Annotated in this window: 9 protein-coding genes; 7 read left to right on the top strand and 2 right to left on the bottom strand. The window is 63.5% G+C overall.

The genetic code is table 11. From position 1 onward, the window contains the following. Positions 1-97 precede the first annotated feature (97 nt). Entirely contained in the window at positions 98-1,696 is a 1,599-nt protein-coding gene (locus FHR27_RS25465; protein ID WP_179539905.1) for an ABC transporter substrate-binding protein, read from the top strand. Between the two features lie 61 nt (positions 1,697-1,757). Here the strand turns inward: FHR27_RS25465 and FHR27_RS25460 are convergent, their stop codons facing one another. Continuing rightward, a complete protein-coding gene (locus FHR27_RS25460) occupies positions 1,758-2,987 on the bottom strand; it encodes a M24 family metallopeptidase (protein ID WP_179539904.1) in 1,230 nt (409 codons plus the stop codon). A 187-nt stretch (positions 2,988-3,174) separates the two neighbouring features. Between FHR27_RS25460 and FHR27_RS25455 the strand changes: the two genes are divergently transcribed. The 6 genes from FHR27_RS25455 to FHR27_RS25430 all read left to right on the top strand — a co-directional run bounded on the left by FHR27_RS25455 (position 3,175) and on the right by FHR27_RS25430 (position 9,785). Beyond that, positions 3,175-3,741: a cupin domain-containing protein gene (locus tag FHR27_RS25455; RefSeq protein ID WP_042554772.1), complete on the top strand. Its 567-nt coding sequence runs from the start codon at positions 3,175-3,177 to the stop codon at positions 3,739-3,741. 176 nt (positions 3,742-3,917) lie between these two features. Further along, a complete protein-coding gene (locus FHR27_RS25450) occupies positions 3,918-5,507 on the top strand; it encodes an ABC transporter substrate-binding protein (RefSeq protein ID WP_373565167.1) in 1,590 nt (529 codons plus the stop codon). A 197-nt stretch (positions 5,508-5,704) separates the two neighbouring features. Further along, on the top strand, positions 5,705-6,715 hold the full coding sequence (locus FHR27_RS25445) for an ABC transporter permease subunit (RefSeq protein WP_042554770.1): 1,011 nt from the start codon (positions 5,705-5,707) through the stop codon (positions 6,713-6,715). 151 nt (positions 6,716-6,866) lie between these two features. After that, a complete protein-coding gene (locus tag FHR27_RS25440) occupies positions 6,867-7,772 on the top strand; it encodes an ABC transporter permease subunit (protein ID WP_179539902.1) in 906 nt (301 codons plus the stop codon). A 70-nt stretch (positions 7,773-7,842) separates the two neighbouring features. After that, on the top strand, positions 7,843-8,817 hold the full coding sequence (locus FHR27_RS25435; protein ID WP_042554768.1) for an ABC transporter ATP-binding protein: 975 nt from the start codon (positions 7,843-7,845) through the stop codon (positions 8,815-8,817). Beyond that, entirely contained in the window at positions 8,817-9,785 is a 969-nt protein-coding gene (locus tag FHR27_RS25430) for a peptide ABC transporter ATP-binding protein (RefSeq protein ID WP_179539901.1), read from the top strand. Before FHR27_RS25435 ends, FHR27_RS25430 begins: the two co-directional genes overlap by 1 nt. A gap of 181 nt (positions 9,786-9,966) precedes the next feature. Here the strand turns inward: FHR27_RS25430 and FHR27_RS25425 are convergent, their stop codons facing one another. Then, positions 9,967-12,489 carry a PepSY domain-containing protein gene (locus tag FHR27_RS25425; RefSeq protein WP_179539900.1) on the bottom strand — a complete coding sequence of 841 codons (2,523 nt, stop codon included), beginning with the start codon at positions 12,487-12,489 and terminating at the stop codon, positions 9,967-9,969. Positions 12,490-12,645 lie beyond the last annotated feature (156 nt).

The following is a 12,645-nucleotide window of genomic DNA, read 5'->3' as shown; positions in this document are numbered from 1 at the left end:
CAAGGTCTAGGGTTAAGGCAGGCTGGTCACGATCTGACACGCCCTGTTTTCCCCACAGCAGACCCCTCACGAAAAACACAATACCAATGAGGTAACCATGCACAAGAACGCCTTCATCCAGGCTTTTGTCGTCGCCGGCCTGATCGCCAGCGCCCCCTTCGCCCAGGCCGCCGGTAACCTGGTGTACTGCTCCGAAGGCAGCCCTGCGGGCTTCGACCCAGGGCTCTACACCACCGGCACCGACTTCGATGCCGGTGCGGAAACCGTATTCAACCGCCTGTCGCAGTTCGAGCGCGGCGGCACCGCCGTGGTCCCCGGCCTGGCGGAAAAGTGGGACATCAGCGATGACGGCCTCACCTACACCTTCCACCTGCGCGAAGGGGTGAAATTCCACACCACCGAATACTTCAAGCCGAGCCGCGAATTCAACGCCGACGACGTGCTGTTCACCTTCAACCGCATGCTCAGCAAGGATCACCCGTTCCGCAAGGCCTACCCCACCGAGTTCCCGTACTTCACCGACATGGGCATGGACAAGAACATCGCCAAGCTCGAGAAGGTCGACGATCACACGGTGCGCTTCACGCTGGCCACCGTTGACGCAGCCTTCATCCAGAACATGGCCATGAGCTTCGCGTCGATTCACTCCGCCGAATACGCCGACCAGCTGCTCAAGGCCGGCAAGGCCTCGGACATCAACCAGAAGCCCATCGGCACCGGCCCGTTCGTGTTCAGCCGATACCAGAAGGACGCGCAGATCCGTTACAAGGGCAACAAGGAGTACTGGAAGCCCGAAGACGTGAAGATCGACAACCTGATCTTCGCCATCAACACCGACCCGTCCGTGCGCATGCAGAAGCTGCGCGCCGGTGAGTGCCATGTCAGCGTATTCCCTCGCCCTGCGGACCTCGAAACGCTGAAGAAGGATCCCAAGCTGCAGATGCCCGAGCAGGCCGGTTTCAACGTCGGCTACCTGGCCTACAACACCGAGCACAAACCGTTCGACAAGCTCGAAGTGCGCCAGGCCATGGACATGGCCGTCAACAAGCAGGCAATCATCAACGCCGTCTACCAGGGCGCAGGCCAGGTGGCAGTGAACGGGATGCCGCCGACCCAGTGGTCCTATGACGACACCATCAAGGACACACCCTACAACCCGGAAAAGGCCAAGGAACTGCTCAAGGCCGCTGGCGTGAAGGAAGGCACCGAGATCACCCTGTGGGCCATGCCCGTGCAGCGCCCGTACAACCCCAACGCCAAGCTGATGGCCGAGATGCTCCAGGCCGACTGGGCGAAGATCGGCATCAAGGCGCGTATCGTCAGCTACGAGTGGGGCGAGTACAACAAGCGCGCCAAGGCCGGCGAGCATGACGCGCTGCTGATCGGTTGGACTGGCGACAACGGTGACCCCGACAACTGGCTGAGCGTGCTGTACGGCTGCGATGCCATCGGTGGCAACAACTACAGCCGCCTGTGCAACAAGGAGTTCGACGGGCTGCTGAAAAAGGCCAAGGCGATCAACGATCGTGAAGAGCGTACCGTGCTTTACAAGCAGGCCCAGCACCTGCTCAAGGCCGATGTGCAGAACACGCCGATCGCCCACTCCACGGTGTACCAGCCGATGAGCACCCGGGTTAAGGACTTCAAGATCAGCCCGTTCGGGATCAACTCCTTCTACGGCGTCAGCATCGAGTAACGCATCTGCCTGAATGAAAACGCCCGGCCAATTGGCCGGGCGTTTTCGTTTCTACTGGCGGTTACGCGCTCAACCCGAACGGGTCGTCTACCGAATGGCTCGGCTGGGTAAACCAGCGCGGGCCGTCAGTGGTCATGTAGAAGTGATCCTCCAGACGAATGCCGAACTCGCCGGGCACGCAGATCATCGGCTCGTTGCTGAAGCACATGCCTTCGGCCAGCGGCGTGTCATCGCCACCGACCAGATACGGACCCTCGTGGATGTCCAGGCCGATGCCGTGACCGGTGCGGTGCGACAGGCCCGGCAGCTTGTAGCCAGGGCCAAGCCCGGCTGCCTCGAGGCTGCGGCGCGCTGCGGCGTCCACCGATGAACAGGGCGCGCCCAGGGTAGCGGCCTCGAACGCGGCCTGCTGGGCAGCCTTCTCCTTGTCCCAGAACTCGCGCTGGCGCGCGCTGGGGGTACCGAACACGTAGCTGCGGGTGATGTCCGACAGGTAGCTGTGCACCTGGCAGCCGGTGTCGATCAGCACCATGTCACCGTCCTTCAGGTACTGCGCATGCTTGACCCCATGGGGAAACGCGCTCGCCGGCCCGAACAGCACGATGCAGAAGATCGAGCCCGGCGCGCCGACCTTGCGGTGCGCCTGACGGATGAACTCGGCGACTTCGGTGGTGCTGATGCCTTCGCGAAGGATGCTCGCAGCGGCCTTGTGCACTTCCAGGGTCATGTCCTTGGCGCGCTGCATCAAGGCGATTTCCGCCGCCGACTTATGCTGTCGGCAGGCCGTGGTGATGGTGCCAGCATCGACGAAACGATAACCGCCGGTCAGTTGGCGCAGGCCGTCGTACATGAAAAAAGGCAAGGAAGAACAAAGACCTACCCGAGGCGGCGCACCATCATTGGGCGCAACACCCAGGCGTCGCAAGCATCTGATCAGCAGTGCGTAGGGGCTCTCATGCTCTTCCCAGGTATTGATCACACCGGGCACGACCTGGAAGTCGAGCACGGTGCCTTCTTCGAAAGTCGGAGCCAGGTATTCGAGTACACCGTCGGCAGGCAGAATCGCCCCGACCATGCGCTCGCTGGGGTTCCACTTCACACCGGTGAAGTACTGCAGATTGCTGCCTGCGGACACGAACAGCGCCGCGATACCTTGCTCGCGCATCAAGGACTGAGCGCGTGCGATGCGGCCACGGTACTCGTCTTCGCTGATCGGCGACGTACCGCCTGTCATGTCCTGCAGGCGTGCCAAGGCCTGCTCCGGCGTGCTGCCGCCCACTCCCAGTGTCATCTGCGCATCCTCTTCTTGAGCCTGCAACGGGCATCGTCGCCCGGCAGTTCGCTGCGGCAAAATTTAAGTGCAACTTAAATTTTGGTCAAAGGCTTTTTCAGTCAGACTTAAAAAGCACCGGAGGTTCAGGCTGAAGTCCCTGCGTCTGATGGGTATACTGCGACGATTCGAACAGCGAGCCCCTTTCATGACCGCAGATCGCATTGGCGAACGCTTGCGCCGCTACCGGCGGGCCGCCGGCAAGACCCTCAATCAGGTCGCGGCCGACGCCGGCCTGACCGCGAGCTTCCTGTCTCAGGCAGAACGCAATCTGACCGGCGTGTCGATTTCATCCCTGGCGAGCATTGCCAAATCCCTGAACATCCCGCTCAACGCCCTGTTCGATCAGCCGGCCCAGGCGCAGCCGGACTCCCACGTCAGCGAGCGGGTTCGCTACACCGTGGGCGGCCAGTTGCTGGCCTACGAGCGCCTGTCCAGCTCGTTTCCCGGCAACTCGATCAACGCAGTGAAGATGAATATCCCGGTGGGTTACCAGTCGGAACTGATCGCCCACGAAGGCGTGGAATTCTCTTACGTGCTCGCTGGCCAGATCGTCTACACCATCGAAGGCCGCGACTACATTCTCGGCCCGGGTGACTCGGTGCACTTCGATGCAGGCAAGCTGCATCGCCTCGCCAATGCCACCGATGCCCCCGCCGAAGTGCTGACCATGACCACCATGGCACTTTTCGACGACCGCCCCACCATCGAGTGATTTTCGCCCCAATTCAGGGCAATTATGCGCAATGTTAGTGCCGCTTAATTTTTGTTGACCGAAATTTCAGCATGACTTAATTTCGAGACTTACCCGGTGGGCTATCCGCTTTCACCGCATTCCGAGCTCGCGCTGAACCGAAGCGCGAACAAAAAGAAAAAGAGGTTCGCATGCGCATGTCTCCCCTGTGCAAGGCTCTGCTCACCGCAGGACTGCTCACCAGTGCTTCGTTCGCAAACGCCAGTAACCTGGTGTATTGCTCCGAGGGCAGCCCGGGCGGTTTCGATCCGGGCCAGTACACCACCGGCACCGACTTCGATGCGGCTTCGGAAACCATCTTCAACCGCCTGGCGGAATTCGAGCGTGGCGGCACCAAGGCGCAGCCCTCCCTGGCCAGCTCGTGGGACATCAGCGAAGACGGCCTGACCTACACCTTCCATCTGCGCGAAGGGGTCAAGTTCCACACCACCGAATACTTCAAGCCGACCCGCGACTTCAACGCCGACGACGTGCTGTTCACCTTCCAGCGCATGCTCGATCGCAACCACCCGTTCCGCAAGGCGTACCCCAGCGAGTTCCCGTACTTCACCGACATGGGCCTGGACAAGAACATCGCCAAGGTCGAGAAGACCGACGACAAGACCGTGGTCTTCACCCTCAACGCCGTGGACGCCGCCTTCGTGCAGAACCTGGCGATGAGCTTCGCGGCGGTGCATTCGGCCGAGTATGCCGACCAGTTGCTCAAGGCCGGCAAGGCCGCTGACATCAACCAGAAGCCTGTCGGCACTGGCCCGTTCGTGTTCAGCCGCTACCAGAAGGATGCGGTGATCCGCTTCAAGGGCAACAAGCAATACTGGGCACCCGAACTGGTGAAGATCGACAACCTGATCTTCTCGATCAACACCGATGCCTCGGTACGTGCGCAGAAACTGCGCGCCGGTGAATGTCACGTCACCCTCAACCCGCGTCCAGCCGACCTCAAGGCGCTGCAGGCGGACAAGAACCTCAACGTGCCGACCGAGCCTGGCTACAACGTCGGCTATATCGCCTACAACGTCACCCGCGCGCCATTCGACAAGCTCGAAGTGCGCCAGGCGCTGGACATGGCGGTGAACAAGTCAGCGATCATCGACGCCGTGTACCAGGGCGCCGGCCAGTTGGCCGTCAACGGCATGCCACCGACCCAGTGGTCATACGACGAATCGATCAAGGACGCCGCCTACGACCCGGAAAAGGCCAAGCAACTGCTCAAGGCTGCCGGCGTGAAGGAAGGCACCGAGATCACCTTGTGGGCCATGCCCGTACAGCGCCCGTACAACCCCAATGCCCGTCTGATGGCCGAAATGCTGCAGAGCGACTGGGCCAAGGTCGGCATCAAGGCACGTATCGTCAGCTACGAGTGGGGCGAATACATCAAGCGCGCCCATGCCGGCGAGCACGACGCCATGCTGATCGGCTGGACCGGTGACAACGGTGACCCCGACAACTGGCTCGGCACCCTGTACGGCTGCGCCTCGGTAGACGGCAACAACTTCTCCAAGTGGTGCGATGCCGAGTACGACAAGCTGGTGGTCGCCGCCAAGCGCGTCACCGATCAGGAACAGCGCAGCGAGCTGTATCGCCAGGCCCAGGTGGTGCTCAAGCGTGAAGTGCCGATCACCCCGATCGCCCACTCCACGGTCTACCAACCGATGCGCACCAGCGTCAAAGGCTTCCAGATCAGCCCCTTCGGTCGTAACAGCTTCATCGGTGTGAGCAACGACTGATAGCGTCGCGCACCGTCCTCGAACGGCGAACCCGGGCAAAACGCCCGGGTAACGTCGTGGTCGAACAGCTAACCTGCAAACAAGCGAAGGAATCGCCAGAATTCCCTGCTGCTGGCAGGTCGTTGAAAACATTGGCGAGGCAGCCAATTTTTCAGCGGCCTGTTCGACACCGCCCTGATTAGGAGTTATCTACCCCCATGCTGAGTTTCATTGCGCGCCGCCTGGGCCTGCTGATTCCCACCTTCTTTGGCGTCACCCTGCTGACCTTCGCACTGATTCGCATGATCCCCGGCGACCCCGTGGAAGTGATGATGGGCGAACGCCGGGTCGACCCGCAGATGCACGCCGAAGCCATGGAGCGCCTGGGCCTGAACAAGCCGCTGTACGCTCAGTACTTCGACTACATCAGCCAACTGGCGCGAGGTGATCTGGGTGAATCGCTGCGTACCCGCACCCCGGTGTGGGACGAGTTCACCACCCTGTTCCCGGCCACCCTGGAACTGACCCTGGCCGCCCTGCTGTTCGCCGGTACCCTGGGGCTGATCGCCGGGGTGATCGCGGCACTGAAGCGCGGCTCTCTGTTCGATCACGGCGTGATGGGCATCTCGTTGACCGGCTACTCGATGCCGATCTTCTGGTGGGGCCTGCTGCTGATCATGTTCTTTTCGGTATGGCTGGGCTGGACACCGGTATCCGGGCGTATCGACCTGCTCTACGACATTGCGCCGGTGACCGGTTTCATGCTCATCGACACCCTGCTTTCCGGTGAGGAAGGCGCGTTCGCCGATGCCCTGCGCCACCTGATTCTGCCGGCCATCGTGCTGGGCACCATTCCGCTGGCGGTGATCGCCCGCATGACCCGCTCGGCGATGCTCGAAGTGCTGCGCGAAGACTATGTGCGCACCGCCCGTGCCAAGGGCCTGTCACCGGGTCGCGTGGTGTTCGTGCATGGCCTGCGCAACGCACTGATTCCGGTGCTGACGGTATTCGGCCTGCAGGTCGGCACGTTGCTGGCCGGTGCGGTACTGACCGAAACCATCTTCTCCTGGCCGGGCATCGGTAAATGGCTGATCGAGTCGATCGGCGCCCGTGACTACCCGGTGGTGCAGAACGGCATCCTGCTGATCGCCTGCCTGGTCATCCTGGTCAACTTCGTGGTCGACATCCTCTATGGACTCGTTAACCCACGTATCCGCCATCAGCGCTAATGAAGGAGCTTGCCATGTCCCTGAACCAGCACTGCTGGCAACCCGTAGGGTGGATGACGTTTTTTTCATCCACCATGAACAACATGCAGCGATGGATGGGTGAAGCGTCGGCTACGCGCCCCGGTTCCCCCACAAAGGTCGAGGCACAACCATGACTTCAACCACCACGTCCCTGGACCAGAGCCTGGTCTACCCTTCGCCGCTGAAGGAATTCTGGAGCGCGTTCAGTCACAACAAGGGTGCCGTCGCCGGTCTCGGCTTCATGATCCTGATCGTGTTCTGCGCGCTGTTCGCGCCGTGGATCGCCCCCTACTCGCCCAGCGAGCAGTTCCGTGATGCCCTGCTGACGCCGCCGGTTTGGCTCGAAGGCGGACAATGGCAGTTCCTGCTGGGTACCGACGAGGTGGGCCGCGACCTGCTTTCGCGGCTGATCCACGGTGCGCGCCTGTCGTTGCTGATCGGCCTCGCGTCGGTGGTCATCTCGCTGATCCCCGGTTTGCTGCTGGGCCTGGTCGCGGGCTTCTTCCCGCGCCTGATGGGCCCGTCGATCATGCGTCTGATGGACATCATGCTGGCTCTGCCGTCGCTGCTGCTGGCGGTCGCCATCGTCGCCATCCTCGGCCCTGGGCTGATCAATACCGTGATCGCCATCGCCATCGTCTCGCTGCCGTCCTACGTGCGCCTGACCCGCGCCGCGGTGATGGGCGAGCTGAACCGCGACTACGTCACCGCGGCACGCCTGGCCGGCGCCAGCCTGCCACGGCTGATGTTCATCACCGTGCTGCCCAACTGCATGGCACCGCTGATCGTGCAGGCGACCCTGAGCTTCTCCTCGGCGATCCTCGACGCCGCAGCACTGGGCTTCCTCGGCCTTGGCGTACAACCGCCAACCCCCGAGTGGGGCACCATGCTGGCCTCCGCACGCGACTACATCGAGCGCGCCTGGTGGGTCGTGACCCTGCCGGGGCTGGCGATTCTGCTCAGCGTGCTGGCGATCAACCTGATGGGCGACGGCCTGCGCGATGCGCTGGATCCCAAGCTCAAGAACGCGATCTGAGGAGGCCGATCATGAATAACCTCCGCATCACTATCCACCAGGCGCCTCGCCTGCAGATGGAGGCCGCCCGATGAGCCTGCTGGAAATCCGTAACCTGAGCGTGCGCTTCGGCGACGCCAACGCCGTACCGGTGGTCGACGGTCTCGACCTGAGCGTCGACAAGGGCGAAGTGCTGGCCATCGTCGGTGAGTCCGGCTCCGGCAAGTCGGTGACCATGATGGCGCTGATGGGCCTGATCGACTCCCCCGGCATCGTGCGCGCGGACCGCCTGGTCTTCGACGGTACCGACATGCTCACCCTCAAGGGCCGCCAGCGTCGCCACATCGTCGGCAAGGATCTGTCGATGATCTTCCAGGACCCGATGACCGCGCTGAACCCCAGCTTCACCGTGGGTTTCCAGATCGAGGAAGTACTCCGCCAGCACCTCGGCCTCAAGGGCAAGGCAGCTCGTCAGCGAGCCCTGCAACTGCTCGAGCGGGTGGAGATTCCAGGGGCGGCGAGCCGCCTCGAGGCCTACCCGCACCAGCTGTCCGGCGGCATGAGCCAGCGCGTCGCGATCGCCATGGCGATCGCTGCCGAGCCCAAGCTGCTGATCGCCGACGAACCCACCACCGCCCTGGACGTGACCATTCAGGCGCAGATCATGGAGCTGCTGCTCGACCTGCAACGCGAGCAGAACATGGGCCTGGTGCTGATCACTCACGACCTGGCCGTGGTCGCCGAAACCGCCAACCGGGTCTGCGTGATGTACGCCGGCCAGGCGGTGGAGCTGGGCCAGGTGCCGGCGCTGTTCGATGCGCCCACCCACCCGTATACCGAGGCGCTGATCAAGGCGATCCCCGAACACAGCCTGGGCGCCACTCGCCTGTCGACCCTGCCCGGCATCGTACCCGGGCGCTACGACCGGCCGCATGGCTGCCTGCTGTCGCCGCGCTGCCCTTACGTGCAGCAGAGCTGCCGTGACCGCCGCCCGGCCCTGGAACCCCACGAGCGTGGCGCCGTGCGCTGCCATTTCCCGCTCAACCTGAATGCCGAGGTGGCGTGATGACGACCGTCCTGACCGCACGCGAACTGACACGTCACTACACCGTTTCCCAGGGGCTGTTCAAACCCAGTGCCACGGTGCAGGCGCTCAATGGTGTGTCCTTCGAGCTGCAAGCTGGCAAGACCCTGGCCGTGGTCGGTGAATCCGGCTGCGGCAAATCCACCCTGGCCCGTGCCCTGACACTGATCGAAGAACCCTCTTCGGGCTCGCTGCAGATCGCCGGCCAGGAAGTCGCGGGCGCCAATGCCCAGAAGCGCAAGCAACTGCGTCGCGACGTGCAGATGGTCTTCCAGAACCCCTATGCCTCGCTCAACCCACGCCAGAAGATCGGTGATCAGCTGGCAGAGCCACTGCTCATCAATACCGGTCTGTCACGTCTCGAGCGTCGTGAGAAAGTCCAGGCGATGATGAGCCAGGTGGGCCTGCGCCCCGAGCACTATCAGCGCTACCCGCACATGTTCTCCGGCGGCCAGCGCCAGCGTATCGCCCTGGCCCGCGCCATGATGCTCACCCCCAAGGTGCTGGTGGCCGATGAGCCGACCTCGGCGCTGGACGTGTCGATCCAGGCGCAGGTGCTCAACCTGTTCATGGACCTGCAGGAAGAGTTCAAGACCGGCTACGTGTTCATCTCCCACAACCTCTCGGTGGTGCGTCACGTAGCGGACGACGTGCTGGTCATGTACCTCGGCCGCCCGGCGGAGATCGGCCCCAGCGAGCGCATCTACGAACGCCCGCTGCACCCGTACACCAAGGCATTGCTGTCGGCCACGCCGACCATCCACCCGGATCCGGCCAAGCCGAAGATCAAGATCGTCGGTGAACTGCCCAACCCGCTGAACCCGCCATCGGGTTGCGCCTTCCACAAGCGCTGCCCCTACGCTACCGAACGCTGCCAGAGCGAACTTCCGCTATTGCGCCCGCTCGATGGCCGCCAAGTGGCCTGCCATCACGCCGAGCAGTTTCTCTGACCGCACGTCGGGCGCAGCAGCACGCTGCGCCCGACGACTCAGGCAGCCAGCGTGACGAATGCAGCAGCGGGTCAGGAGGTCAGCTCGACGGTGGTAGCGGGCGGGGACGCCTAGCCATGCCCGCGATTAGCGCACGGGCCGCACCCACTTCAGCACTTGCCCATAACGACAGAGCGAGCCCTCAGTACACATCCCGCCGGTACCGTCCCTGCTCCACCAGCTCCTCGACCACCGCCTCGCCCAGCACCTCGCGCAACACCTGATCCACCCCCGCCGCCATGCCCTGCAGGCTGCCGCATACATAGACGGCAGCGCCATCGGCGATCCATGCACGTAGCTCCTCGGTTGCTTCACGCAGTCGATCCTGCACGTAGATGCGCTGTGCCTGATCGCGGGAGAAGGCCAGATCAAGACGCTGCAGCTGGCCGCCATTCGCCCAGCCCTGCAGTTCCTCACCGCAGTAGAAATCGTGCTCGACACTGCGCTCGCCAAACAGCAGCCAGTTGCGCGTATGGCCTGCCGCGATGCGTGCTTTGAGCAGGCTGCGCAGACCCGCCAGGCCCGTGCCGTTGCCGATCAGGATCACCGGTCGATCATCCACGGGAGCATGGAAACCACTGTTGCGACGCACCCGCGCCAGCAGCTGTGCACCGACCGGCAGATGCGCGGTCACCCAGCCGGAGCCCGCGCCCAGCTGCCCGTTAGCAAGGTGTTGCTGGCGTACGATCAGCTCCAGCTTGCCCTCCTCGGGCAAGGACGCGATGGAGTACTCGCGGCTCGCCAGCGGCACCAGCGCATCGAGCAGCGCCTGGGCATGCAGACCAACCAGATGGCTGGCGCTGAACGGTAACTGACGAGCGCTCAGCGCCTCGCCAAGCGTGTGCCCCAACGGCTCGATGACCACGGATTCCAGTGCCTGCAAGCCATGCTCGTGCAGCCAGTGACGAACCTGAGCCTCGCCATTGCGCGGCACAATCTCCAGGATATCGCCGGCCTCCCACGAGACGCCGGTCGGTGGCTGCAAGCCGATCAGCCAGGTGCTCTGACCCTGGCCGTGGGGATTGAGGCATTCACGCGCGCGCAGCGTCCAGCCATCGAAGGGTACGTGCTGCACCGGTAGCGGCTGCACGCCGGTCAGATCGGCCAATTGCCGTTGCCAGGCGAGCAGCGCCGCCTCGTCGTCACCGTCGACCTCGACACGCTCGCCGAGACGCAGGGCTCCACGGCTGTACAACCAGTCGTCGAGGCGCCGGGCAAAGCCGCAGAATTGGCTGTACTGCCGATCACCGAGAGCCAGTACCGCATAGCGCAGCTGCGGCAGATCCAGGGTCGCCGCCAGCCATTGCCTTTCCACGCCGCGAGCGCTATCCGGCGCCTCGCCGTCGCCAAAGGTGCTGAGCACCAGCAAGGCACGGGGCGTGGTACTCAGCCTGGCGGTATCGATGCGCGCCAGCGGCTGCACCTCCACCGTCATGCCGGCCGCCTGCAACTGCCCGGCCGTCTGCCAGGCCAGTTGCTCGGCGAAGCCGCTCTGGCTGGCGAACGCCACCAACCAGGATTCACCGCCTTCGCCACCAGCCAGCGCCTGGCGGGCTGCCAGCGCCGCACGCTTCTTGCGTCGTCGGTCCAGGTACAGCAACCAGCCGGTGATGAAGAACAATGGCATCAGCAAACTGGCGACCATCATCAGCACCCGCCCGGGCATGCCGAAGTACTCACCGGTATGCAGGGCGTAGACACTGGCCAGCAGTTGCGCCTTGAACGACTTGTCGGCGTAGCGCTCGACCTGCTTGGCTTCGCCGGTCAGCGGGTCGAGCTGCATCTGGTTGAAGGCGCGTGTGTGCTCGGCGTCGCGCAGCATGAAGAACACCCGCGCCGGCTGGCCGAGTGCATTGGGCAGCTGCAGGCTGTAAACGCCGAGCTTGTCGCCCGCCGTTCGCTGAATGCCTTGCCAGAGGTTCGCGTAGTTCACCTCAGGCTTTGGCTGGCCATCGGGCGGTGGGCCGCGTCGGCCGCGCCCCTCGCCTGCCTCACGGGGCGTATCGCTGAGCAGGGTTTCCAGGCCGCTGCGGTACCAGTCGTATGACCAATACAGGCCCGTCAGCGCCGCACACAGATAAAGCGGCAGGCACCAGGTGCCGACCACTGCATGCAGATCCCAGTTGAAAGCACGGCCCTTCTTGGCCCAGTCGAACGTCAGCCAGGCGCGCCAGCTGAACACCCGCCGCGGCCAGCGCAGATAGAGCCCGGACAGGCAGAAGAACACCAGGGCGATGGTACAGGCGCCGGTGATCTGCCGGCCCGTCTGGCCCATGGCGAGGAAGCGATGCAGTTGCAGCATCAGACCGAAGAACGCCATGCCCCGCGGCTCGCCCAGTGACTCGGCGGTGTAAGGGTCGACGAAGCGCACACCGCCACGTCGCTCACCCGGCGGCGGGGTCAGGAACACCCGCGCTGGCTGGCCGCCTTCGGTATCCACATAAAGGCCGGACACACCGATGCCCTGAGCTTGCAGCCGCTCGATCATCTCGCCGGGCTCGAGTACCGATCCCGGCTGCGCCGTCACCGCCATCTGCGGATTGATCGCCAGCAGGATTTCCTCCTGAAAGCTGTACAGCGCACCGGTCACGCCCATCAGGGCAAGCACCAGGCCGGCAGTGATGCCAAAAAACCAGTGCAGTTGGAACAAGACTTTCTTGAACACGATTAACACTCAGCAGATGGACCTGACATGAAACCGCGCGACTCTAGATGAGAATCATTTGGAATGCTCGATATTTACCCGACCTTTACAGCCATCCAGACCCCACCTGCGAGAAAGCCCCGCCAACGCTGGTGCGTTGGCGGGGCTGGTCAGGTT

The organism is Pseudomonas flavescens, assembly GCF_013408425.1.
Classification (GTDB): Bacteria; Pseudomonadota; Gammaproteobacteria; order Pseudomonadales; family Pseudomonadaceae; genus Aquipseudomonas; species Aquipseudomonas fulva_A.
Note: the sequence above shows the minus strand (reverse complement) of the source record. Positions and strands in the feature narration are given on the sequence as shown.